The 24,898-nt window shown below is 67.4% G+C and carries 20 protein-coding genes; 13 read left to right on the top strand and 7 right to left on the bottom strand.

Features of this window, described 5'->3' with window-relative positions; translation table 11 throughout:
* The first annotated feature begins 95 nt into the window (after positions 1 to 95).
* A complete protein-coding gene (locus tag STARVERO_RS12700; RefSeq protein ID WP_159599176.1) occupies positions 96 to 626 on the top strand; it encodes a flavin reductase family protein in 531 nt (176 codons plus the stop codon).
* A gap of 7 nt (positions 627 to 633) precedes the next feature.
* On the opposite strand, the gene STARVERO_RS12705 is transcribed toward STARVERO_RS12700, so the two are convergent.
* Genes STARVERO_RS12705 through STARVERO_RS12715 form a run of 3 tightly spaced genes read right to left on the bottom strand, consistent with a single transcriptional unit; the run spans position 634 to position 5,464 of the window.
* Complete coding sequence (locus tag STARVERO_RS12705; RefSeq protein WP_159599178.1) at positions 634 to 1,755, bottom strand: ABC transporter permease; 1,122 nt, start codon at positions 1,753 to 1,755, stop codon at positions 634 to 636.
* Between the two features lie 2 nt (positions 1,756 to 1,757).
* Complete coding sequence (rbbA, locus tag STARVERO_RS12710; RefSeq protein WP_159599180.1) at positions 1,758 to 4,466, bottom strand: ribosome-associated ATPase/putative transporter RbbA; 2,709 nt, start codon at positions 4,464 to 4,466, stop codon at positions 1,758 to 1,760.
* Positions 4,463 to 5,464 (bottom strand): HlyD family secretion protein, encoded by a 1,002-nt coding sequence (locus STARVERO_RS12715; RefSeq protein WP_159599182.1) that lies wholly within the window; start codon positions 5,462 to 5,464, stop codon positions 4,463 to 4,465. The genes rbbA and STARVERO_RS12715 overlap by 4 nt, the downstream gene beginning before the upstream one ends.
* Positions 5,465 to 5,681: 217 nt before the next feature.
* Between STARVERO_RS12715 and STARVERO_RS12720 the strand changes: the two genes are divergently transcribed.
* From STARVERO_RS12720 to STARVERO_RS12745, 6 genes are all read left to right on the top strand, one after another.
* The gene (locus STARVERO_RS12720; protein ID WP_159599184.1) at positions 5,682 to 6,665 is read left to right on the top strand and encodes a zinc-dependent alcohol dehydrogenase family protein; all 984 of its coding nucleotides are present in this window, start codon (positions 5,682 to 5,684) and stop codon (positions 6,663 to 6,665) included.
* Between the two features lie 55 nt (positions 6,666 to 6,720).
* Entirely contained in the window at positions 6,721 to 9,099 is a 2,379-nt protein-coding gene (locus STARVERO_RS12725) for a phosphoketolase family protein (RefSeq protein ID WP_159599186.1), read from the top strand.
* Positions 9,100 to 9,212: 113 nt separating this feature from the next.
* Positions 9,213 to 9,497, top strand: a complete 285-nt coding sequence (locus tag STARVERO_RS12730) for a PepSY domain-containing protein (RefSeq protein ID WP_144344590.1) — start codon at positions 9,213 to 9,215, stop codon at positions 9,495 to 9,497.
* The gene (locus STARVERO_RS12735; RefSeq protein ID WP_159599188.1) at positions 9,497 to 10,060 is read left to right on the top strand and encodes a cytochrome b/b6 domain-containing protein; all 564 of its coding nucleotides are present in this window, start codon (positions 9,497 to 9,499) and stop codon (positions 10,058 to 10,060) included. The genes STARVERO_RS12730 and STARVERO_RS12735 overlap by 1 nt, the downstream gene beginning before the upstream one ends.
* A gap of 7 nt (positions 10,061 to 10,067) precedes the next feature.
* Positions 10,068 to 10,745, top strand: coding sequence for a response regulator (locus STARVERO_RS12740; protein ID WP_144344588.1), 678 nt, complete (start codon positions 10,068 to 10,070; stop codon positions 10,743 to 10,745).
* Positions 10,742 to 12,103, top strand: a complete 1,362-nt coding sequence (locus STARVERO_RS12745; protein ID WP_144344587.1) for an ATP-binding protein — start codon at positions 10,742 to 10,744, stop codon at positions 12,101 to 12,103. The genes STARVERO_RS12740 and STARVERO_RS12745 overlap by 4 nt, the downstream gene beginning before the upstream one ends.
* Here the strand turns inward: STARVERO_RS12745 and STARVERO_RS12750 are convergent.
* On the bottom strand, positions 12,087 to 12,887 hold the full coding sequence (locus STARVERO_RS12750) for a DUF72 domain-containing protein (protein ID WP_159599190.1): 801 nt from the start codon (positions 12,885 to 12,887) through the stop codon (positions 12,087 to 12,089). The genes STARVERO_RS12745 and STARVERO_RS12750 overlap by 17 nt on opposite strands.
* A gap of 86 nt (positions 12,888 to 12,973) precedes the next feature.
* A complete protein-coding gene (locus tag STARVERO_RS12755; protein WP_159599192.1) occupies positions 12,974 to 13,444 on the bottom strand; it encodes an Lrp/AsnC family transcriptional regulator in 471 nt (156 codons plus the stop codon).
* 126 nt (positions 13,445 to 13,570) lie between these two features.
* On the opposite strand from STARVERO_RS12755, the gene STARVERO_RS12760 reads away from it, so the two are divergent.
* Both STARVERO_RS12760 and STARVERO_RS12765 read left to right on the top strand, forming a co-directional pair.
* The gene (locus STARVERO_RS12760; RefSeq protein ID WP_159599194.1) at positions 13,571 to 15,931 is read left to right on the top strand and encodes a transketolase; all 2,361 of its coding nucleotides are present in this window, start codon (positions 13,571 to 13,573) and stop codon (positions 15,929 to 15,931) included.
* Between the two features lie 120 nt (positions 15,932 to 16,051).
* Positions 16,052 to 17,086 carry an NAD-dependent epimerase/dehydratase family protein gene (locus STARVERO_RS12765; RefSeq protein ID WP_159599196.1) on the top strand — a complete coding sequence of 345 codons (1,035 nt, stop codon included), beginning with the start codon at positions 16,052 to 16,054 and terminating at the stop codon, positions 17,084 to 17,086.
* A gap of 5 nt (positions 17,087 to 17,091) precedes the next feature.
* Here the strand turns inward: STARVERO_RS12765 and STARVERO_RS12770 are convergent, their stop codons facing one another.
* Complete coding sequence (locus STARVERO_RS12770; RefSeq protein ID WP_159599198.1) at positions 17,092 to 18,744, bottom strand: Na+/H+ antiporter; 1,653 nt, start codon at positions 18,742 to 18,744, stop codon at positions 17,092 to 17,094.
* 782 nt (positions 18,745 to 19,526) lie between these two features.
* A complete protein-coding gene (locus STARVERO_RS23540; protein WP_244616962.1) occupies positions 19,527 to 19,772 on the bottom strand; it encodes a hypothetical protein in 246 nt (81 codons plus the stop codon).
* Here STARVERO_RS23540 and STARVERO_RS12775 point away from each other — a divergent pair.
* The 4 genes from STARVERO_RS12775 (at position 19,653) to STARVERO_RS12790 (ending at position 24,881) form a co-directional block, all read left to right on the top strand.
* Complete coding sequence (locus tag STARVERO_RS12775) at positions 19,653 to 20,570, top strand: UDP-glucuronic acid decarboxylase family protein (protein WP_244616908.1); 918 nt, start codon at positions 19,653 to 19,655, stop codon at positions 20,568 to 20,570. The genes STARVERO_RS23540 and STARVERO_RS12775 overlap by 120 nt on opposite strands.
* Positions 20,567 to 21,553 carry a UDP-glucose 4-epimerase GalE gene (galE, locus tag STARVERO_RS12780; RefSeq protein ID WP_159599202.1) on the top strand — a complete coding sequence of 329 codons (987 nt, stop codon included), beginning with the start codon at positions 20,567 to 20,569 and terminating at the stop codon, positions 21,551 to 21,553. Before STARVERO_RS12775 ends, galE begins: the two co-directional genes overlap by 4 nt.
* A 122-nt stretch (positions 21,554 to 21,675) precedes the next feature.
* Positions 21,676 to 23,496 carry a glycosyltransferase family 2 protein gene (locus STARVERO_RS12785; protein ID WP_200837791.1) on the top strand — a complete coding sequence of 607 codons (1,821 nt, stop codon included), beginning with the start codon at positions 21,676 to 21,678 and terminating at the stop codon, positions 23,494 to 23,496.
* On the top strand, positions 23,493 to 24,881 hold the full coding sequence (locus tag STARVERO_RS12790; RefSeq protein WP_159599204.1) for a UDP-glucose dehydrogenase family protein: 1,389 nt from the start codon (positions 23,493 to 23,495) through the stop codon (positions 24,879 to 24,881). The genes STARVERO_RS12785 and STARVERO_RS12790 overlap by 4 nt, the downstream gene beginning before the upstream one ends.
* Positions 24,882 to 24,898 lie beyond the last annotated feature (17 nt).

Genomic DNA, 24,898 nt, shown 5'->3' on the forward strand with positions numbered 1-24,898 from the left:
GTCCATTCGCCGCGCCGCACAAGAGGATGTTTGCGAAGCGCGCCGGCGGGCACGATGCGCTAGCATGCGCCAACCTCACGGATGGAGCGCCCACCATGAAGAAGCTCTCCCTCGACAAGGTCTACCAGCTCATCGAGCCCGGCCCGGTCGTCCTGCTCACCACCGCCGAGAACGACCGGCCCAACGTGATGACGATGTCATGGCACATGATGGTGGAGTTCACCCCTCCGCTGATCGCCTGCATCGTCAGCCAGGGCGATTTCAGCTTCCGCGCGCTGGAGAAGACCCGCGAATGCGTCATCGCCCTTCCCGCCGTCGAGATCGCGGAAAAGGTCGTCGCGATCGGCAATTGCTCGGGCCGCGACGAGGACAAGTTCGGCCGGATCGGCCTCACCCCGCTGCCGGCCGGCACCGTCTCGGCCCCGCTGGTGAAGGAATGCTTCGCCAATCTCGAATGCCGGGTGGTCGACACCGCACTGGTCGAGAAGTTCAATCTCTTCGTGCTGGAGGTGGTGGCGGCGTGGTTCGATCCGGCGCAGAAGAATCCGCGCACCATCCATCATCACGGCTACGGCCACTTCGTCGTCGACGGCGAGGAATTGCGGATCGCATCGAGGATGCCGTGATCCGGTCCTACTGCGCGGCCTGCAGCGCCTTGCGGAAGCGTAGCGCCGCCAGCCCGAAGAAGGCGGCGCCGATGCCGAGCAGTGCCAGCAGCTTCGGCCAGATCACCGAGAGCCCGGCGCCGCGATAGAGCACAGCCTGCGACAACGCTACGAAATGCGTCGAGGGCGAGAGCTGCATCACGTTCTGCAGCCAGACCGGCATGCTCTCCATCGGCGTGGTCGCCCCCGAGAGCAGGTTCATGACGATCAGCGCCGGCATGACGATGAGGCCGAACTGCGCCATGGAGGTCGACACCGTCGCGACGAGAATGCCCAGTGCCGTGACCGAGAACTGGTAGACCACCATCGACGCGACGAAGAGCGGCACCGAGCCCTGCACCGGCACGCCGAGCAGCCGCTCCACCACCACCAGCAGCGAGAGCGTCGCCGCCACCACGATGACAAGGCCGTTGGCCCATATCTTCGCCAGCATGATCTCGGTCGGCGTCACCGGCATCACCAGCAGGTGCTCGATGGTGCCATGCTCGCGCTCGCGGATCAGCGCCGCGCCGGCGAGGATCACCGCCAGCATGGTGACGTTGTTGATGAGCTGCATCACCGAGGTGAACCATGCCGAGTTCAGGTTCGGATTGAACATCGCGTGGATCACCACGTTGACCGGCTGCGTGGTCGCCGCGCCGGGCACCGCGGCCAGCACCTCCTGGATCAGGATGTTCTGGATGTAGGAGGCGCCGTTGCCCGCCTGCGACATGGCGGTAGCGTCGATGTCGAGCTGGATGGTGGGCTGGCGGCCGGCGATGACGTCGTGCTCGAATTTCGGCGGAAAGCTCACCACGAAGACGAAGCGACCCGAATCCATCGCCGCGTCGACCTCCTCGGCGCCGATGAGCACCGGTTCCTTGAAGAAGGGCTTCAGCAGGGCGTCGCGCAGCCGCTTCGACAGCGCCGTCTGGTCCTCGTCCACCACCGCGACGGCGGCGTTCTCCACCTCGAACTTGGCTCCCGAGGCGACCGTGTAGATCGCCACGGTAAAGGTATAGAGGATCAGCCCCGCCAGCACCGGATCGGCCCTGAGGCTGTACAGCTCCTTGATGCCGAGCCGGAAGATGCGGGCGAGCCGGGCGAACATCGTCAGGCGCTCCGCTTGCGCAGCGCCACCATCGCCGCGCCGATGAAGCCGAGCGCGAAGAGGAAGATCACCACGATGTTGAACCAGAGCGAAGCGAAGCCGAGCCCCTTGGTGAAGACCCCCACGCTCACCGGCTGATACCATGCCGCCGGGAACGAAAGCCCGATCAGGCGCGCCCCGCCCGAGAGCGAGGACACCGGCACCAGCAGGCCGGAGAAATTCACCGCCGGAATGATGGAGATGATGGCGGTGGCGAAGATCGCCGCCACCTGGCTGCGCACGAAGCTCGACACGAACAGGCCGAACCCGGTCGTCGACAGCACATAGGCGAGCGAGCCGAGCGCCAGCGTCGGCAGCGAGCCCTTCACCGGCACGTCGAAGACGAACCGCGCCACCAGCACCAGCGTGATGAAGCTGGTGAAGGCGATGGCGACATAGGGCAGCTGCTTGCCCAGCAGGAACTCGACGCGCGTCACCGGCGTGGACTGGAAATTGGTGATGGAGCCGGTCTCCTTCTCCTTCACCACGCCGAGCGCCGTCATGATCGCCGGAATCAGCACGAGCATCAGCACGATGACGCTCGGCACCATGGCGTTCACGCTCTTGAACGCCTGGTTGTAGCGGTAGCGCGGCTCGATCGTGATGGGATAGGGCTCGGTCTCCTTGCCGGTGGTGCGCAGCTGCGCATCGGCGAGATGGCCCAGCGCGATGCCCTGGACATAGCCGCGCGTCGTCTCGGCGCGGAACGGCATCGCGCCGTCGACGAACACGCCCACTTCCGGCTGGCGCTCGCGCAGCAGGTCGCGGCCGAAATCGGTGGGAACCTCAATGGCGAGTTTGAGCTCGCCATCCTTCAGCCGCTGGTCGAGCTCGTCGGGCGAGGCGATCGAGGGGCGCGTCTGGAAGTAGCGCGACCCCTCGAAGCTCTCCAGCAACTGGCGGCTCTGCGCGCTCTGGTCCTGGTCGAAGACCGCGTAGGGCAGGTCCTCGACATCAAAGGATATGCCGAAGCCGAAAGCGAACATCAGCAGGATCGGGCCGATCAGCGCGAAGGCGAGCCGCGCGCGGTCGCGCAGGATCTCCAGCGCCTCGCGCCACGCATAGGCCCAGAGCCGGCCGGCATCGAAGCGGCGCACATGTGCCGGCGCCGCCGGCCGTTCCCGGAGGTCGGCCTCGCCGTCTTCCCGGCCCATGCCCGCCTCTTCCAGCACGGCGATGAACACCTCCTCGAGCGTGTCCATGCCGCGTTCGCGCTTGAGCTCCTCCGGCGTGCCGATGGCGAGCACCTCGCCGGCATGCATGAGCGAGATGCGATCGCAACGCTCCGCCTCGTTCATGAAGTGGGTGGAGAGGAAGATCGTCACCCCGTCCTGGCGCGACAATTCGATCAGCGTGCGCCAGAAGCCGTCGCGCGCCACCGGGTCGACGCCGGAGGTCGGCTCGTCAAGGATGAGGATTTCCGGACGGTGGATCACCGCAACCGCGAGTTGGAGGCGCTGGCGGATCCCCAGCGGCAGGCTCTCGGGCCGGACGTCGACGACATCGGCGAGATCGAAGCGTTCCAGCATCTCGGCCACGCGGCCCTCGACGTCGGCGATCTCGAACAGCCGCGCATGCAGCACGAGGTTCTGCCGCACGGTCAGCTCGGCGTAGAGCGAGAATGCCTGCGACATGTAGCCGACGCGCTTGCGGGTCGCCATGTCGCCGCCGGCGAGCTTCGCGCCGAACAGCCTGGCCTCGCCCTCGCTCGCCGGCAGCAGGCCGGTGAGCATTTTCATGGTCGTCGACTTGCCTGAGCCGTTGGAGCCCAGGAAGCCGAAGATCTCGCCCTTCTCGATGCGGAAGTTCACTTGGTCCACGGCGACGAAATCGCCGAAGCGGCGGGTGAGCCCGGTGGCCTCGATAGCAGGCGCACCGTCATGAACGACACGCGGAAGGTCGGGCATCGGCGCGGCATCCCCGCGCTCGGCCTCGGGCAGAAGCGCCACAAAGGCCCGCTCCAGCGTCGTCTCGCCCGCCTGGCGGCGTATGTCGTCCGGGCTGCCGGTGGCGAGAACCTTGCCCGCGTTCATCGCTGCCAGCCAGTCGAAGCGCTCGGCCTCCTCCATGTAGGCGGTGGCGACGATAACGCTCATGCCGGGACGCCGGGCGCGCAGGCGCTCCATCAGCTCCCAGAACTGGCGCCGTGACAGCGGATCGACGCCGGTGGTCGGCTCGTCGAGGATGATGAGATCGGGATCGTGGATCAGCGCCGCGCAGATGCCGAGCTTCTGCTTCATGCCGCCCGACAACTTGCCCGCGGCGCGGTCGGCGAACGGTGCGAGGCCCGTGGCAGCGAGAAGCTCGGCGATCCGCTCGCGCCGCTCGACGGCGCCCTGCCCGAACAGGCGACCGAAGAAATCGAGATTCTCCGCGATGCTCAGCGTCGGATAGAGATTGCGCCCAAGCCCCTGCGGCATGTAGGCGATACGTCCGCCGACCTGCCGCCGCCAAGCCACCTGCGCCATGTCTCCGCCCAGCACCCGCACGTTGCCCTGCTGCAGGCGGGTGACGCCCGCCGCGAGCGAGAGCAGCGTCGACTTGCCCACCCCGTCCGGCCCGATCAGCCCGGCCATGCAACCCGCCGGAACGGCAAGGTCCACGCCATCGAGCGCGCGCGTCTTCCCGTAGCGATGCACGACGCCGGAAAGGGCGATGGCGGGCTCGCTCATTGCGGCAGCTTCACCGCGAGCGTATCCGGCCAGGAAGTAGCGGAATCGGTACGCACATAGGCGACGCCGCGCACGCCGGTCTTCACCCGGTTCTCATACTGGCGAAGCAACTGCGGGGCGATGCGCAGCTTCGCGCGGAACATCAGCTTCTCGCGCTCATCGGCGGTCTCCACCGACTTCGGCGTGAACTGCGCGCCCGCCGCGACGAAACTCACCGTCGCCGGGACCACATAATCGGGCGCCGGGTCGAGCACGATGCGCGCCTCGTCGCCGAGCGCGAGGCGGCCGGCGACGCGCGCCGGCACGAAGACGGTCATGTAGACATCGGAAAGGTCGAGCAGCGTCACGATCGGCGCACCGGCCGCCACCACCTCGCCGGACTGTACCAGCTTGTACTCGACCCGCCCGCGGCGAGGCGCCTTGAGAGTGGAATCGTCGATCTGCGACCGGATGCGCGCCACCTCGGCCCGCGCCGCGTCGGCGGCGGCATCCGCCTCATCCAGCGAGGCCTGCGCCGCCTTGAGCGCGGCCAGCGCGACGTTGAGCTCGCTCTGGCGGATGTCGAGCGACTGGATCGTACCAAAGCCGCGCTCCTTGAGGGTGGAGGCGCGCTCATATTCCTGCTCGGCGAGGGTACGCTGGCTCTCGCGCTGGGCAATGGAAGCCTCGGCCTCGGCGATGGACTTCTCGGCCCGACGCACCTGCGCCTCGCCTCCGGCGAGCTGGGCCTCCAGCTCGGCGGTGTCCATCCGCGCCACCACCTCGCCGGCATCCACGGTCTGGCCTTCCTCGACCAGGACCTGCGCGACGCGGCCGGCGAGCTTGGCGGAAACCAGCACCTGCTCGGCCTCGATCCGCCCATTGGTGGAGAACAGCCCCGCCGGCAGGCCCCGGCCGGTCAGCTTGCCGATCAGTTCCTGCAGCCGCGCACCGAGGCCTGCGATCGACTTCCCGCTGTCCTGCGCCGCGGCGGGTGCGACGACGCATGCGCACAGCATCGCTGCCGAAAGAAGACGGACCGCCCCCCGTCGCTGCCCAACCATCATAACTCCGTAGGATTGGATTGATACGACCGACAACATGGCGCGCGCGGCCGTCTTCGCCAAGGTGGTCGCGAACATAGCCATCGCCCCTATCGTCGTCTTGACCGCGATCAAGGATGGAGACGCAATGGCTATGTTGGATGACGCCTCCGGAACGGCGCGAGGGATTGCGATGAAGGCCATGGTTCTCCACGCCTATGGCGAGGCGCTGCGCCTCGAGGAACGGCCCCTGCCCGTTCCCGGCCCCGGCGAGATTCGGGTGCGCGTCGAGGCTTGTGCCGTCTGCCGCACCGACCTCCATGTCGTCGATGGCGAACTACCGCCAGGCAAGCTGCCCATCGTACCGGGACACGAGATCGTCGGCATCGTCGACGGACGCGGCCCCGGCGTCGTCGCCCCCGCCATCGGCACCCGCGTCGGTATTCCCTGGCTCGGCCATACCTGCGGCGTCTGCCCCTATTGCGAGATGCACCGCGAGAACCTGTGCGACGCGCCGCTCTTCACCGGCTACACGCGCGACGGCGGCTTCGCCACCCATGTCGTGGCCGACGCCGCCTATTGCTTCCCGCTCGACGGCTTCAACGACCCGGTGGCCGCCGCCCCGCTGATGTGCGCCGGGCTGATCGGCTGGCGCACGCTGAAATTCGCCGGCGATGCCGAGCGGGTGGGCATCTACGGCTTCGGCGCCGCCGCCCATCTCATCGCGCAGGTGTGCCGCTGGCAGGGACGCGAGTTCTACGCCTTCACCCGCGAGGGCGACGAGGCGGCACAGCGGCTCGCCCTCTCGCTCGGCGCGCGCTGGGCGGGAGGCTCGGACGAGATGCCGCCCGAGGAGCTCGACGCCGCCCTGATCTTCGCGCCGGTCGGCGCGCTGGTGCCCGCGGCGCTGCGGACCCTGCGCAAGGGCGGGCGCGTCGTCTGCGGCGGCATCCATATGAGCGACATCCCGCAGTTTCCCTATTCCATCCTGTGGGAGGAGCGGCAGGTGGTCTCCGTTGCCAACCTCACCCGCGCCGACGCACTCGAATTTCTCGACATCGCGCCCCGCGCCGGCATCACCGCCACCACCACGACCTATCCGTTGGAACAGGCCAACGAGGCGCTTGCGGACCTGCGCGCCGGGCGCTTCCAGGGGGCGGCCGTACTGGTCCCGTGACGCCGGTCCCCGCGCCCTGACCGACCCCATCGACACAGCAGAGGAGAACGAGCCCATGGCAGCCGAGCAGGCCACCGCCGGAACGCTGAGCCCCGACCTGGTCACCCGCATGAACGCCTGGTGGCGGGCGGCGAACTACCTGTCGGTCGGTCAGATCTACCTGCTCGACAACCCGCTGCTGCGCGAGAAGCTCACGCTGCAACACGTCAAGCCGCGCCTGCTCGGCCACTGGGGCACGACGCCGGGGCTGAACTTCATCTATGTCCATCTCAACCGCGTCATCCGCGAGACGGACGCGAACGTGCTGTTCGTCGCCGGCCCCGGCCACGGCGCGCCGGGCGTGGTGGCCTCGACCTATCTGGAAGGCACCTACAGCGAACTCTATCCCGACGTGTCGCAGGACACGGAAGGGTTGCGCAAGCTGTTCCGCCAGTTCTCCTTCCCGGGTGGCATCCCCAGCCACGCGGCGCCCGAGACGCCCGGCTCGATCCATGAGGGCGGCGAGCTCGGCTATTCGCTTTCCCACGCCTATGGAGCCGTGCTCGACAATCCCGACCTGATCGTCGCCTGCGTGGTCGGCGACGGCGAGGCGGAGACCGGCCCGCTGGCCACCTCCTGGCACGGCAACAAGTTCCTGAACCCCGTCAATGACGGCGCGGTGCTGCCGATCCTGCACCTCAACGGCTACAAGATCGCCAATCCGACGGTGCTCGCCCGCATCTCGCCCGAGGAGCTGAGGAGCCTGATGGAAGGCTTCGGCTACGCCCCGATCTTCGTCGAGGGTGACGAGCCGGAGGTGATGCACCAGCTCATGGCAACCGCCCTCGACACGGCTTTCGCCGATATCCGCGCCATTCAGAAGGCCGCCCGCACCGCCGGCGACACGGAGCGCCCGCGCTGGCCGATGATCGTACTGAGGAGCCCGAAGGGCTGGACCGGCCCGAAGACGGTCGACGGCAAGAAGGCCGAGGGTTTCTGGCGCTCGCATCAGGTGCCGTTCTCCGACATGTCGAAGCCTGAGCATCTGGCTCTCCTCGAAGACTGGATGCGCAGCTATCGGCCCGAGGAGCTGTTCGACGACGCCGGCCGTCTCCGGCCGGAAATCGCCTCGGTCGCGCCGGTCGGCGAGAAGCGCATGAGCTCCAATCCGCACGCCAATGGCGGGGCGCTGCGCCGTCCCCTGCGCCTGCCCGACTTCACCGACTATGCGGTGAAGGTGCCCCATCCCGGCGGCGTCGAGCTGGAGTCCACCTATGTGATGGGCACCTTCCTGCGCGACGTGATGAAGGCCAATGCCGCGAGCCGCAACTTCCGCGTCTTCGGCCCGGACGAGACCGCCTCCAACCGGCTTCAGGCGCTGTTCGAGGTGACCAACCGCGCCTGGGAGGCCGAGACCTTCTCCTATGACGACCACCTCGCCCGCGACGGCCGGGTGATGGAGATGCTCTCCGAGCACATGTGCCAGGGCTGGCTGGAGGGCTACCTCCTCACCGGCCGCCACGGGCTGTTCTCTTGCTACGAGGCGTTCATCCACATCGTCGATTCGATGTTCAACCAGCACGCCAAATGGCTGAAGACGGCAAGCGAGGTGGAATGGCGCCGGCCCATCGCCTCGCTCAACTACCTTCTCACCTCCCATGTCTGGCGGCAGGACCATAACGGCTTCAGCCACCAGGACCCCGGCTTCATCGACCACGTGGTGAACAAGAAGGCGGACATCGTACGCGTCTACCTGCCGCCCGATGCCAACACGCTGCTCTATGTCACCGACCACTGCCTGAAGAGCTGGAACCGGGTGAACGTCATCGTCGCGGGCAAGCAGCCGGCGGCGCAGTGGCTCGACATGGACGCCGCCATCCGACACTGCGCGCAGGGCATCGGCACCTGGGAATGGGCCAGCACCGATCAGGGTGGCGAGCCCGACGTGGTCCTCGCCTGCGCCGGCGACGTGCCGACATTGGAGACGCTGGCCGCCGCCGACCTGCTGCGCTCCCACGTCCCCGACCTCAAGGTGCGTGTCGTCAACGTCGTCGACCTGATGACGCTGCAGCCGAAATCCGAGCACCCGCACGGGCTGTCCGACGCCGATTTCGATGCGCTGTTCACCAAGGACAAGCCGGTGATCTTCGCCTATCACGGCTATCCCTGGCTCATTCATCGCCTCGCCTACCGGCGCACCAACCACGACAACATGCACGTGCGCGGCTATGTCGAGGAAGGCTCCACCACCACTCCCTTCGACATGGTGGTCCGCAACCGGCTCGACCGCTTCCACCTCGCCGCCGACGTGCTCGACCGCGTGCCGAAGCTCCAGGGGGACGTCCATACGCGGCAGGCGATTCGCGACAAGCTGACCGAGCATGCGCGTTACATCCGTGCCCACGGCATCGACCTGCCGGAAGTCCGCGACTGGCGCTGGCCGCAGAAAGCGTGACCAAACGGCAGCCGCGCATGGGTAACTGCCTTCGCTGACAGGTCTCCGACAGCCACCGGGACTAGCGTTCGGTGGCTCCGATCGCGAGCCTGATGGTCAGAAAAGGAAATCCCATGCGCACGCTCGTCGCCGGCTCCCTCGCCGGCCTCATTGCCCTTGGCACGCTCGCCCCGCTCGCGGCCGTCGCCGGCCCGACCTGCACTACCGAGACCAAGGACAAGTGGATGACCGAGGACGCCATGAAGGCCAAGGTCGCCGAAATGGGCTACCAGAAGATCAAGACCTTCAAGGTTTCCGGCAGCTGCTACGAGATCTACGGCTACACCAAGGACAACAAGAAGGCCGAGGTCTATTTCAACCCCGTCACCGGCGCCGTCGTGAAGTCCGAGATCGACTGATGGCGCCTGACACGGCTGAGGCCGGGGGCCGCGCGTCCCCGGCCGCGGGCAAGGACGTCCGGGTGTGGGACCCGGTCGTGCGCCTGTTCCACTGGACCGTCGTCACCGGCTGCGTCCTGAACCTGTTCGTGCTGGAGGACGGCGAGCTGGCGCACAAGATCGTCGGCTATGTCGTCGCCGGTGCTCTCGCCATCCGCCTCGTCTGGGGCTTCATCGGCACGAAATACGCGCGCTTCGCCCAGTTCGTCCCCTCCCCCGGGCGGCTGACGACCTATGTCACGGCGCTGCTGCGCGGGCGAGAACCACGCATGCTCGGCCACAATCCGGCGGGCGCGGTGATGATGGTGGCGCTGATGGTGCTGCTCGCAGGCGTCTGCCTCACCGGCTGGATGTCCACCCTCGACGCGTTCTGGGGGGAAAAGTGGCTGGAGGAGGTGCATGAAAGCCTCGCCAATGCCATACTTCTCCTCGCCCTCCTGCACGCGGGCGCCGCGCTGTTCGAAAGCTGGCGCCACCGCGAGAATCTGGTCTGGGCGATGGTGACGGGTCGGAAGAGGCCGTGAGGTCGCGGTGAGGCTGCTGCTGGTCGAGGACAGCGCCCGTCTGCGCGAACTGGTGGGCGAGACCATTCGCGCCGCCGGCTGGCGGCTTGATGCCGTCGGCACGGTGGCGGAAGGTGAGGATGCGCTCGCCGCCACGAGCTACGATCTCGTGCTGCTCGATCTCGGCCTTCCCGACGGCGACGGCCTCGACCTGTTGCGGGCCCTGCGCCGGCGCAAGGACAGCACGCCCGTCCTCGCGCTGACCGCGCGCGGCGCGGTGGACGAACGCATCGCCGGGCTCGACGCCGGCGCGGACGATTATCTCCCCAAGCCCTTCAACAATGGCGAGCTGCTGGCCCGCGCACGGGCATTGCTGCGCCGCGCGCCGTTGTCCGCCGATCCGGTGCTGGAGGCGGGCGCCCTACGCTACGATCCTGCCACGCACGATGTGCGGTGCGGGGAGGAAATCCTCGCCCTCGCCCCGCGCGAACGGGCGGCTCTCGAGATCCTGATGCGCAATGTCGGGCGCGTCACCGCCAAGCGCGGTCTGGAGGAGAAGCTTTCCGAGTTCGACGAGGAAATGAGCCCGAACGCGATTGAGGTCGTGCTCTCGCGCCTGCGCCGACGACTCGCTCCCTACGAGACCGGGACCGCCATCGAGACCGTGCGCGGCGTCGGCTATCTGTTGCGCGAGCTCGACGCATGAAACATGCAGCGGCGGCGCCGCTCGGGCGCATCGTCGCCCTGCGCATCATGTTGTTCGCCGCGCTCGCCATGCTGACCCAGCTCGTCGCGGTGCTGGTCGAATATGGCAGCGACCCGGAATATCTCTCCCTGCTCGCGCTCGAGCAGGAGACCGATGTCCTGGCACTCGGGCTGTCGGTCCAGGGCAATCACCTGTCCTATCAGCTTCCCGACGCGCATGCGGCGCGCTACGGCACCGAGGATTCGGGATATGTGGCACGGGTGCGCACCGCGAACGGCGTCGTGCTGTTCTCTCATTGCGATGCGGCCTGCACCGAGCACTTCCTGCCTCTCGACCTCAACCCGCCCTCGGTCTGGCTGCGCGTGCTGACGCCCGGATACCCGCTGTCCTTCGCCGGCGGCCGCATTATCGAGAAGGAAGGCCAGCGGATCTTCTTCGAGATCGCCGTCGAGCGCGACACCCAGCACGTGGTCTGGGAGGTGCTGGCCGACGAAGTGCTCGACCACATGATCCTGCCGATGAGCCTCACGCTCATCTTCGTCCTTGGTGCAACGCTCCTCTCGGTGCGCTCGGCGCTCAGGCCGGTCACGGCGGCGGCGGAACAGGCGGAGGAACTCGACCCGCTCAGCCCCGACGCGCGCATCGAGGAAGCCGGCATGCCGCGGGAGATCGCCCAGCTGGCCGGAGCGGTGAACCGTTCCTATGCCCGCACCCGCGAGCTGATGGCCGCGCAGAAGCTTTTCACCTCCGCCATCGCCCACGAGATCCGCACACCGCTCGCCATCATCCGGCTGGAGCTGGAGCGGATCGACCATCCCGCCGCCCGCCGCGCCACCGCCGAGCTCGACGAGCTCAGCCATTTCGCCGAGCAACTGGTGACGCTGGCGCGGCTGGAGGCGCTGGACCGCAGCGGCTTCCAGCCGGTGGCGCTCGACGATCTCGGCCGCGACATTGTCGGCACGATGGCCCCCTTCGTCTATTCCCACGGCGCCAGCATCGCCTTCGAAGGGTCGGACAATCCCACGCTGCCCGGCAATGCCGCCCTGCTCAAGGATGCCGTGCGCAATCTCATCGAGAACGCGGTTCGCCACAGCGGCCCCGGCATCGCCATCGTGGTGCGGACCGATGACGGCCCCGGCCTCTCGGTGAGCGACGACGGAACCGGCTTCGTGCCCTCACGGCCCGGTGACGCGCCGGGGCACTACAAGCGCGCCGGCGGCCTCGGCATCGGTCTGGAGATCGTCCGCCGCATCGCCGCCCTCCATGGCGGCCGCCTTGAGCTCGAACGGGTCGAGCCGCACGGCACGCGGGCCCGGCTGATCTTCGCCCCGGCGCCGAGCGTCACACCCGATCGATGAGCGCCATGGCGGCGGCCGGATTGCGTGCCTTGAAGCCGCTGATGACGAACAGGAAGACCTCGCGCGGCTCCGCCTTGGCCGGCGGGGCGAGCAGCGTATCCTTCAGGGCGACGGGCGTCCGGCCCTCGGCCCATGCCTTCGCCGCCTCGGCCCAGCCGTCGAGCGCCTTCCCGGAATAGCCGATCGGCTCGTCCTCCGTCGTCCCCATGATGCGCGCATAGACGAAGGGTGCGGTGACGTCGGCGATCGAGGGGAACTCGCTGTCGCCGGCGAAGATGACGGCGACGCCGTATTCCCGCGCCAGTGCGATGAACTCGGGCGTCTTGAAGCTGTCATGGCGCACTTCGACCGCGTGGCGGACAGCGATGCCGTCGACGCTTTTCGGCAGCAGCTTGAGGAAGCCTTCGAAATCGGCCGGATCGAACTTCTTGGTGGCCATGAACTGCCAGTTCACCGGGCCGAGCTTCTCCTTCAGTTCGCTCACGCCGCTGGCGAAGAAGCGCTCGATGGACTCGCCCGCCTCGGCGAGCACCCGCCGGTTGGTGGTGAAGCGCGGCCCCTTCAGCGTGAAGACGAAGCCGTCAGGCGTCTCCGCGCGCCATTTGGCGAAACTCTCCGGCTTCTGCGAGCCGTAATAGGTGCCGTTGATCTCGATGGCTGTCAGCTTCGAGCTGGCATATTCCAGCTCCCGCTTCTGCGCGAGGCCGTGGGGATAGAAGGCGCCGCGCCAGGGTTCGAAGGTCCAGCCGCCGACGCCGATACGAATAGGGCCATGCTTCGCCATCGCGACCTCGCTCGCCTGCCCGGAAGGGGGGGGGCAGGATAGGAGCCGGCATCCGACCCGGCAATCCACCCGATCTCCGCCCCGGCCTATTCGACCGGCAACGCCTGCGAGTGCTTCACCTGGCTCAGCGCGAAGCTCGATTCGATGGAGGCGACGCCCTCCAGCCGCGTCAGAGTGCGCTTGAGGAAGGCCTCGTAGGCCGGCAGGTCCTTGACCACGATGCGCAGCAGATAGTCCCGCTGACCGGTCATCAGATAGCACTCGACGATCTCCGGCCAGCGCGAGATCGCCTTGGCGAAACGGTCCAGCTCGTCCTCGCGCTGGCGCTCCAGCCTGATCGAGGCGAAGACGCTGATCGGCAGCCCCACCTTGTCCTGATCGACCACCGCGACATAGCGCTTGATGACGCCCGCCGCTTCCAGCTGACGCACCCTCCGCGCGCAGGGTGAGGGCGACAGGCCGACGATCTCGGCCAGCCGCTCCATCGTGGTGTGCGCGTCCTCCTGCAGTGCCGCGAGGATGCGCCGGTCGATCGCGTCGAGCTTGGTACCTGCCATATTCAGCCACCTGTAAGCCATTTCATGGCTGGTTCAGCCAATATCATCCCACACCATAGCCTATAATGGCCGCACAAGCTCCCGCCGCGCGTGTAGCGTTCCCTATCGACAAGCGGGAGAAGGCAGATGTCCGCGGCACGGGTGGAAGACGTCGAATATCTGGCGGAGCTGGAGCGCAAGATCCTCTGGCTGGCGACGTGGACGATCCACAACGCCAATCATCTGCGCCCCAGCACGGACGGGCTGAAGGTCGGCGGCCATCAGGCCTCCTCGGCTTCGCTCGCCACCATTATGACGGCGCTCTACCTCAAGGCGCTGCGGCCCGAGGACCGGGTGGCGGTGAAGCCACATGCGAGCCCGGTCTTCCATGCCATCCAGTACCTGTTCGGCCGCCAGACGCGTGAGAAACTGGAGAATTTCCGCGGTTACAAGGGCGCACAGTCCTATCCCTCGCGCACCAAGGACACGGACGACGTGGACTTCTCCACCGGCTCGGTGGGTCTCGGCGTCGCGCAGACGCTGTTCGCCTCGCTGGTGCAGGACTATCTCACCGCCAAGGGCCTGGGCCACGGGCCGGAGGGGAAGATGATCGCCCTCGTCGGCGACGCCGAGATGGACGAGGGCAACATCTTCGAGGCGCTGCTGGAAGGCTGGAAGCACGGGCTGCGCAACACCTGGTGGATCGTCGATTACAACCGCCAGAGCCTCGACGCGGTGGTGCGCGAGGGGCTGTGGGAGCGCTTCGAGTCGATCTTCCGCAATTTCGGCTGGGACGTCGTGATCCTGAAATACGGCCGGCTGCAGCAAGCCGCCTTCCGCGAGCCGGGCGGCGAGGCGCTGCGCCGCTGGATCGACGCCTGCCCGAACCAGCTCTATTCCGCGCTCACCTTCCAGGGCGGTAAGGCCTGGCGCAAGCGCCTGATGGACGAGATCGGCGACCAGGGCGACGTCACCGCGCTGATCGAGCGCCGCTCCGACGAGGAGCTGGCGCAGCTCATGGCCAATCTCGGCGGCCACGACCTGCCCTCGCTGATCGATGCCTTCGAGAAGGCGCGCGCCCACGACCGGCCGGTCTGCTTCATCGCCTACACCATCAAGGGCTTCGGCCTGCCGCTCGCCGGCCACAAGGACAACCACGCCGGCCTCATGACGCCGGCGCAGGTCGAGGATCTGCGCGCCCGCCACCATGTCCGCCCCGGCCATGAGTGGGAGCGGTTCGAGGGCCTGTCGATCCCACCCACGCAGCTCGATGCCTTCCTGAAGGCGGTGCCGTTCAACACCGATGGTACACGGCGACATCAGGCGCCGCAGGTCGCCGTGCCGCCAGTGCTGGATGTTCCGCTCCAGCCGACCATGTCGACCCAGCAGGGCTTCGGCCTGCTGCTCAACGAGATCGGCAAGCGCGAGGACGACTTCGCCGCACACATCGTCACCACCTCGCCGGACGTCACCGTCTCGACCAATCTTGGCGCCTGGGTGAACCGGCGCCAGCTCTTCGCCCGCGAGGAGCTGGCCGACACCTTCAAGCGCGAGCGCATCCCCTCGACCTTCAACTGGGAGTTCTCGCCCAAGGGCCAGCACATGGAGCTCGGCATCGCCGAGATGAACCTGTTCATCATGCTCTCCGCGCTCGGCTTGTCGCATTCGCTGTTCGGCGAGCGGCTGCTGCCGGTGGGCACGCTCTACGATCCCTTCATCGAGCGCGGCCTCGATGCGCTGAACTACGCCTGCTACCAGGACGCCCGCTTCATCCTCGCCGCCACGCCCTCCGGGGTCACGCTGGCGCCGGAGGGCGGCGCGCACCAGTCCATCGCCACGCCGCTGATCGGCATGGCGCAGGACGGGCTCGCCAGCTTCGAGCCCGCCTTCGTCGACGAACTCGCGGTCATCCTGCGCTTCGCCTTCGACCATGCGCAGCGCGAGGATGGCGGCTCGACCTATCTGCGGCTCTCCACCCGCACCATCGAGCAGCCGCGCCGCACCATGGATGCCGCCCTTGCCGAGGACATCGTGAAGGGCGGCTACTGGCTGCGCCGGCCGGGACCGAACGCGCAGGTCGTCGTTGCCTATGCCGGCGCGCTGGCGCCCGAGGCCATCGAGGCGGTGGGGCTGATCGCCGAGGACCGCCGTGATGTCGGCCTGCTCGCCGTCACCTCGGCGGACCGGCTGCATGCCGGCTGGACAGCCGCCCAGCGGGTACGCGAGGACGGCGAATACGGGGCCCGCGCCCATGTCGAGACCCTGCTCGACGCCGTGCCGCCCGGCTGCGCCGTCATCAGCGTGGTGGACGGCCATCCGGCCACGCTCGGCTGGCTCGGCTCGGTCCACGGCCACCGCTCGCGCGCGCTCGGCGTTGAACGCTTCGGCCAGACCGGCACGCTGCAGGATCTCTACCGCCATTACGGCATCGACGCGCAGGGCATCGCCCGCGCGGCGCAGGCGATGACGCCGGGGCGGCCGATCCGTCACCTGCGCGCGGTGGGCTGATCCACCGCTCCAGCCGCGCGCCAACACCGCTTGCCCGCGCCCGGCCCGGCGGCGTAACAGAGCCGGCCGGGTTCTCACCGCCACCGGGCGGTGATCCCGTGACGGGCGAGGTTCGGCATCGTGGCAGAGCGGCGTGTCTTCATCACCGGCACGGCCGGTTTCATCGGCTTCCACCTGGCCCGGCTGCTACTGGCCGAGGGTTTCCGGGTCCATGGCTATGACGGCATGACGGACTATTACGACGTCAGGCTCAAGCAGCGCCGCCACGCCATGCTCGCCCAGAGCGAGAGCTTCACCGCCACCGAGGCCCGGCTGGAGGACATGGACACGCTGCAGCGGACGGTCGAGGCGTTCCGACCCGACATCATCGTCCACCTCGCTGCGCAGGCGGGCGTGCGCTACAGCCTGGAGCAGCCGCGCACCTATATCGAGGCCAACATCGTCGGCACCTTCAACGTGATGGAGTGCGCCCGCGCCGTGCCGGTGCAGCACCTGCTCATGGCCTCGACCTCCTCGGTCTATGGCGCCAACGAGGAGATGCCCTTCCGCGAGACCGACAAGGCCGACACGCCGCTCACCATCTATGCCGCGAGCAAGAAGGCCACCGAGGCGATGGGCCATTCCTACGCCCACATCTACGGCCTGCCGACGACGCTGTTCCGCTTCTTCACCGTCTACGGCCCCTGGGGCCGCCCGGACATGGCGCTGTTCAAGTTCACCCGCGGCATTCTCGAGGGCACGCCGATCGACATCTACAACCACGGCGACATGTGGCGGGACTTCACCTATGTCGACGATCTCGTGCGCGGCATCCGCCTGCTGATCGACGCGGTACCGCCCCTGCCAGAGGCACGCGGGGGGAGCGTGCCCGGCGCGAATGTGCCCGGCGACAGCCTCAGCCCCGCCGCGCCGTTTCGCATCGTGAACATCGGTAATTCCGACAGGGTGCGCCTGCTCGATTTCGTCGACGCCATCGAGGCGGAGATCGGCCGCAAGGCGATCCGCAACTATCTGCCGATGCAGGCCGGCGACGTGCCGGCGACCTGGGCGGATGCCAGTCTCATCCACGCGCTCACCGGCTTTCGGCCGGCTACCCCGTTCCGCGAGGGCGTGGCGCGGTTCGTCGCCTGGTACCGCGATTATTACGGCCGCTAGGTAGGCTAGCCTTCCGACGCGGTCTGGAAGGCCGCCTCCGCCAGATCGACCTCGCGCAGCAGCTTGTGGGCGAGATCGGTCGAGATGCGGTGGCCGCGCGCCATGTGGGCGATGGCGGCGCGCTCGGCCTTCAGCGCCACGACGTGAAGCAGCTCCTCGTCATGCAGGCGCTCCTCGCCGGTGGCCGTGCTCGGCTCGGGCTGCAGTTGCGACAGGCGGTGCTGGTAATAATCCGCCACCGCCGCGACCGCTGCCAGATGGTCGCCCTGCTTGGCGTCCCCCTGCTTGCCCTCTCCCTTCTGTCCGGCCTTGGCGAGGGCGGCGATCGCCGCCTTGGCGGCCTCGATCCGTGCCATGCGTTCCTGCTGGTCGTGGTGGGGTTCGGGCGGCACCTCGGTCGTCCGCAGCAGGCCCGGCAAGCTCGCATTGGCGACGACCAGCGAGACCAGGATCACGCCCGCGGCGATGAGGATCACGAGGTCTCGCGAGGGAAAAGGCGCGCCGTCGGGCAACGCCAGCGGCAGGCTGAGAGCACCGGCGAGCGTGATGGCACCGCGCACGCCCGCCGTCGACATGACGGTGACCAGCCTCCAGTTGGGCAGCCGCTGGCCATTGGCGAGGTCCGGATGCCGGTGCAGCCAGATCACCACCGACACCCACACCCACGCGAAGCGCAGCACTGCGAGCACCGCCGTCACCACCAGCATGTAGACGAGCAGCCATGCGAGATCGGCCCGCCCGCTCTCGGCGGCACCGGCGCTCACGCGGGAGAGAATGTCCGGCAGTTGCTCGCCGAGCAGCAGGAAGATCGAGCCGTTCAGGGTGAATTGCAGCGTCTCCCATACGGCGTTGCGGCGGATGCGGGTCAGGGCGAGCGCCTCGCCGCCGACCTCGACCCAGCTCATCACCAGCCCCGCAGCGACGGCAGCCAGCACGGGCGAGGCGCCGGCCATGTCGGCGAGTAGATAGGCGCCGTAAGGAGTCAGCAGGCTGATGACGATCTGGGTCGACGTATCCTCGCCAAGCCGGGCCACGACCCACAACTTGATCAGCGACACCAGCCGGGCGAAGACGAGGCCTAGCGCGATGCCGCCCGTAGCCGCCCAGGCGAGTTCGCCGGCCGAGCTCCAGAAGGCGAAGCTCCCTGTCATGGTCGCCGTCACCGCGACGCGCAGGCAGACGAGGCCGGCGGCGTCGTTGAACAGCGCCTCGCCTTCCAGGATACGCAGCAGCCGGCGCGGGATCGTCACGTTCGCCGCCATCGCCGTCGCCGCGACGACATCGGTCGGCGACAGCACCGCCGCCAGGGCGAAGCAGACCGGCAGCGGCATGGCGGGGATGATGGCGTGCAGCAGGAAGCCGACGCCGACCACGGTAAGAATGACGAGGCCAAAAGCGAGCGACAGGATCGTGACGGCGTTGTCCTTCAGGTCCTGCTTGGGCACACGCCATCCGTCGAGGAACAGCAGCGGCGGCAGGAACAGCACGAAGAACAGTTCCGGCTCCAGCCGCACGCCGAAATCCGTCGTCAGGCCGATGATCGCGCCGGCCGCGATCTGCACGAGCGGCAGCGCGATCCGTCCACCGAGCGCCTTCGCGATCCAGTGGGTCGCGACGACACCGACGAGCAGAACGAGGATGATACCGATCACGCTCATGGAAACCTCGACAGGAAATCGTGAAGGCTTGGCCGGGTGCGGATCGGCGCACGCGTCGATCCCGCGGCAGACGCTGCCACGCGCTGAGCCGGCCTGTTGCTTATGCGCACGATGGTCGCACGGCGGGAAGCCGGGCTCGCGCTTTTTGCTGACGTGCCGGGGCAGCTGCAGGGCGGAGCGGGAAAATAGGAAAAAATCCCACTTTGTAACAGGAACAAAGTGCAAGGCCGGCGAATTTGTTAGGAATTCGTAGCGATTTCCTGACAGGCGAATGCAAGCCTCTCCCGCCTAAACGTTAATTGCCCAAACGTAATATTGAGACCGGCGTGCGGGCCCCGCCTTCCGCGGCAGCTCGTGGACGCACCAGGGAGACACGTCGGTAACGACATAGAAAATAATAAGAGAAATATTCTTGCTCTTATTATTCTGAATGCATTTTCTAGTCTTATTAATCGCAATATTTATACTAACAAATAAATGGAATTCCACATACATAACGTAAGTTAGGCCTGATAATATCGAAAAAAGTCCTATTTGATGTATTGACACTAAAAAACAAATACAGATTTACTTATCATTAAGGGGCGGAATTGGGCGGAGGCTCAAAGGCCGTGCGGAGCCAGACACACAGTCAGCTATTGATCTAATCGTCTCCAATGCCCGGATCGGGCTGCGAGCGCTGCTGTCGCAATCTCCAGATTAAACGGATCTGCTCGTCGGCAATGCCGGAACGTCGTTCCCGGCAGCGAGGCGCCGCGTCCGCGACAACACTCCAAACTCATTCATGACGAAAGTTCTGCATCATGCAACGAGCGATGACGCATGTCTTTACGCCACATATTTCGGGCACATCGCGACAGTATCGTCGCGTTCTTGTTACCGGCGGCGCTGGATTTCTCGGCTCTCACCTGTGCGATCGACTGATCGATCAGGGAGATCATGTCGTATGCCTGGATAATTTCTCCACCGGGCGACGGTGTAACATCGAACATCTCATCGGGCACCCCCGTTTTTCGCTGGTCTGCCATGATGTGGTCGACCCGCTCGCTGTCGATGTAGACCAGATCTACAACTTGGCCTGCCCGGCCTCGCCGACCGCCTATTCGGCCGATCCGGTGCACACGACCAAGACCAGCGTGCTCGGCGCGCTCAACCTTCTCAAGCTCGCGACGGACCGCAACGCCCGTATCCTCCAGGCTTCCACCTCGGAGATCTATGGCGACCCGCAGGTCAGCCCGCAGCACGAGGCCTATTGGGGCCACGTCGACCCGACCGGTCCCCGCGCCTGCTACGACGAGGGCAAGCGCTGCGCCGAGAGTCTGTTCTTCGATCATGCCCGTCGCTTCGGCACGCGCATCAAGATCGCCCGCATCTTCAACACCTACGGGCCGCGCATGCGCGGCGACGACGGTCGTGTGACCTCCAACCTCATCATCGAGGCCCTGCGCGGCACCGAGCTGACAGTCTATGGCGACGGTTCGCAGACGCGCTCCTTCTGCTACGTCGACGAAACGGTCGACGCGCTGATGCGCCTGATGGCGACGCCGGACGGGATCGAAGGCCCGGTCAACATCGGCAATCCCGACGAGCGCACCATAGGCGACTTCGCCACCATCGTTCGCCGGCTCACGGGCTCGGACTCGCGGATCGCCTACCGCCCCCTGCCGGTGGACGATCCGCGCCGGCGCTGCCCGGACATCTCCGAGGCCGCGCGGCTTCTCGACTGGATCCCGACGATCTCGCTGGACGAGGGCCTGAGCCGCACCATCGACTATTTCCGCGCGGAGCTCGTGCGCGAGCCCACTGTGAGGGAGGCGGTGGCATGAATGCCCCCCGTATCCTCGTCACCGGCGGCGCCGGCTATATCGGCAGCCACACCTGCAAGGCGCTGGCGGCGAGCGGCTTCCAGCCCGTGACCTACGACAACCTCTTCCTCGGCCATCGCGACGCGGTGCGCTGGGGGCCGTTCGTTCACGGCGACATACTCGACACGCAGACGCTCGCCGAGGCCCTGCGCTTCCACGGCATCAGCGCCGTCATCCATTTCGCCGCGCTCGCCTATGTCGGGGAGTCGGTGGGTGCACCGTCGCGCTACTATCGCACCAACGTCGTCGGCACCCTCTCCCTGCTGGAAGCCTGCCGCACGGCCGGCGTGCGCCACGTCGTGTTCTCCAGCTCCTGCGCCACCTACGGCATCCCCGATTGCCTGCCGATCCGGGAATCGACGCAGCAGCTGCCGATCAATCCCTACGGGCGCACCAAGCTGATCGTCGAGGACATGCTGGCCGACGAGGCCAATGCCTACGGCCTGCAGTTCGTCTCGCTGCGCTACTTCAACGCCGCCGGCGCCGACCTGCAGCTCGAGCTCGGCGAGCGGCACGAGCCGGAAACCCATATCGTGCCGCTGGCGATCCTGGCAGCGATGCACCGTACCGGCGCGCTGCCGGTCTATGGCGACGACTATCCGACACCCGACGGCACCTGCGTGCGCGACTTCGTGCACGTCAGCGATCTCGCCGACGCCCATGTGCGCGCGCTGGACTATCTGCTCAGCGGCGGCGGCAACCTCGCGGTCAATCTCGGCTCGGGTACCGGCACGTCGATCCTCGATCTGCTCGGCGCGGTCGAGCGCCGCATGAACTGCAGCGTGCCGATCCGTGTCGTGCCGCGTCGCATCGGCGATCCCCCGGCGCTCTATGCCGACGGCACGCTGGCGCGCGAGCGTCTCGGTTTCGTTCCGAAATTCTCCGACATCGACACCATCGTCACCACCGCGGTCCGCTTCCACGCACAGGGGGCCGCGCTATGAGCCGCGAGACCCCCGTCATCCTCGCCGGCGCGGACGACCTGCCCGTTTCCGGGTTCAGCGACCGGCGGGCCCACAGCCGCCCGCGCGCGGTGCTGGCGCCGCTGCTGTAGCCGGCGCAGCGCGTGGAACTGGTCGTCGCCATCACCGTCTGGGGAGCCGCCTTCCTGTTTTTCTGGGTCTGGTGGCTCCAGCCGGCGCATGTCGTCGGCATCGGCCGCTTCATCTTCGCGAGCCTTCCTTTCGTCTGGCTCACGCTGATGCCGATCTATTTCTTCTCGGTCTTCACCGGCAGCCGCAAGCCGGCCGGCGCGACGCAGCTCCCTCCCGGCAGCCGCGTGGCGATGGTCGTCACCAAGGCGCCGTCCGAACCCTTCGAGGTCGTGGCGCAGACGCTGGAGGCCATGCTGGGCCAGCCCTATCCGCACGACACCTGGCTGGCGGACGAGGATCCCTCGGACGAGACGCTTGCCTGGTGCGCCGGGCACGGCGTGCGCGTTTCCACCCGAAAGGGCGTCGCCAACTATCAGCGGCAGGAGTGGCCGCGCCGCGTGCGCTGCAAGGAAGGCAACCTCGCCTATTTCTACGACCACTATGGATACCGGCTGTACGACTTCGTCGTCCAGATGGACGCCGACCATGTGCCGACGCGCCATTATCTCGAGCGCATGCTGGCCCCCTTCGGCGATCCGACGGTCGGCTATGTTTCCGCGCCGAGCATCTGCAGCCGCAACGCCAAAGAGAGCTGGGCCGCGCGGGCGCGCCTCTACGCCGAGGCTTCGATGCACGGCCCACTGCAAGCCGGCTATACCGGTGGCTGGGCGCCGCTGTGCATCGGCTCCCATTACGCCGTGCGCACGCAGGCGCTCCAGGCCATCGGCGGCCTGGGCCCCGAGCTCGCCGAGGACCATTCCACCACGCTGATGATGAATGCCGGCGGCTGGCGCGGCGTCCACGCCATCGATGCTATCGCCCATGGTGACGGGCCGCGGACCTTCGCGGACCTCGCCACGCAGGAATTCCAGTGGTCGCGCAGCCTCGTGACCATCCTGCTGCGCTATTCGCCAGCGCTCGTGCCCCAGCTTCCTGGACGCCTGCGCTTCCAGTTTCTGTTCTGCCAGTTCTGGTATCCGCTCTATTCGGGCATCTGGGCGCTGCTGTTCCTGATGCCGGTGCTGGCACTGGCCAGCGGCGAGCGCTTCGCCAACGTGACCTATATCGACTTCGCCCTGCACTACGTGCCGATGTCGCTCGTCCTGCTCGTCATGATCTATCGCTGGCGGGCGAGCGGTTGGCTGCGGCCTGCCGACTCCCGACTGCTGAGCTGGGAAGAGATTCTCTTCGTTCTCGCCAAATGGCCGTGGTCGTTGCTCGGCACGCTCTACGCGGTGCGCGACTTCCTTGCGGGTTCCTTCGTCGACTTCCGCGTGACGCCGAAGGGCACGGGCACGGTCGATCCGGTGCCGCTGCGGGTGCTCGCACCCTATGTCGCGATCTCGGCGGGCTCTGCCGCGGCGGCACTGCTCTTCCGTAGCGCCGGCACGGCGAGCGGCTTCTACATCTTCGCCATCGTCAACGCGGCGCTCTACGCCCTGCTGGTGCTGGTCATACTGGTGCAGCACGGCATCGAGAACCCCGGCCGCCGGCGCGCGGGAGTGCGCGGCACGGCACAGGCGGGGCTGGTCCTCGGCCTGTTCGTGCTGCCGTTCACCGCCGCCGTTCAGCGCGGGCCGGAAGGGCTTGGCGCCCTCACCTGGGGCGCCATGCCGATCTCCTACACCCGCACCGTCTTCTCCGCCGCCGGCGCCGGCATGGGCTACGGCACCTACCGTCTCATCTTCATCCCGCCCTGGATCGCCAGGGACCCCGATCAGGCCGCGACACCGGCCGCCGGGGGCCCGGTCGCCCGGCCGGCACACAAGCGCGACCTTGGGAGGTCAGAATGAAAATCGCGGTCATTGGAACCGGTTATGTCGGCCTCGTCGCCGGGGTGTGCTTTGCCGAGATGGGCAACGCCGTCATCTGCGTCGACACGAACGCCGCCACGGTCGGCAAGCTGAGAAACGGGCAGAGCCCGATCTTCGAGCCCGACATGGATGAGCTACTCGCCCGCAACATCGCGGCGGGCCGGCTCTCCTTCACCACCCAGGCCCGCGAGGCCGTGGACGGCGCCGACCTCGCCTTCATCTGCGTCGGCACCCCGCCGCGGGACCGCGACGGCGAGCCGGAACTGTCCCTCGTCTACGGCGCCGCGAAAGACATCGCCCGGGCGATGACCGGCCCGCTCACCGTCGTCATCAAGTCGACCGTCCCGGTCGGCACCGGGGACGCCGTCGAGGAGATCATCCGGCGGACCCGACCGGGCGCCGTGGTCTCGGTCGCCTCCAATCCCGAATTCCTGCGCGAGGGATCGGCCATCGACGACTTCAACCGCCCCGATCGGATCGTCATCGGGGTCGAGGATCTTCGAGCGCAGGAAACGCTGCAGCGACTCTACCTGCCGCTCTGCGCGGCCGGCGCGCCGCTGATCGTCACCCGCCGACGCACCTCGGAGCTGACCAAATACGCCGCCAACGCGTTCCTCGCGACGAAGATCAGCTTCATCAACGAGATGGCCGACCTGTGCGAGAAAGCCGGCGGCGACGTCACCGAGCTCGCCGCCGGCATCGGCCTCGACGAACGCATCGGCCGGGCCTTCCTGAATGCCGGGCCGGGCTATGGCGGCTCATGCTTTCCCAAGGACACCTGCGCCCTCCTGCACACCGCGCAGGAATACGGCGTGCCGCTGCGCGTGGTGGAGGGCACCGTGGCCGCCAACAACGCGCGCAAGCACCGCATGGCGATCAAGGTGATGAAGGCTGCCGGCGGCTCCGTCGCCGACATGAAGATCGCGGTGCTCGGCCTGACCTTCAAGCCGGACACCGACGACATGCGGGAGGCACCTTCCATTCCGCTCATCCGCCATCTGCAGCGGGCGGGCGCGCGGATCGCCGCCTACGACCCTCAGGGCATCCGGCAGGCCCGCGAGCACCTCACCGACGTGGACTTCCACGACGATCCCTATGAGTGCGCGCGCGACGCCGACGTCGTGGTGCTGATGACCGAGTGGGACGAGGTCAGGACGCTCGATCTCGCCCGGCTCAACCGGGTCATGCACACGCCCACCATGGTGGACCTGCGCAACATCTACGCCCCCGAGCTCGTCCGGCGCTTCGGCTTCCGGCTGGCCGGCATCGGCCGTCCCGCCACACCGCGCCCCGAGGCCCCTCTGCCGGCCCCACCCGCCCCCATCCGGAGCGAGCGCGAGCTGGAGGCGATCATCGTCAAGTAGAAGCTGGAGGAGAGATC

Source organism: Starkeya nomas (genome assembly GCF_902703545.1).
Taxonomy (GTDB): Bacteria; Pseudomonadota; Alphaproteobacteria; order Rhizobiales; family Xanthobacteraceae; genus Ancylobacter; species Ancylobacter moscoviensis.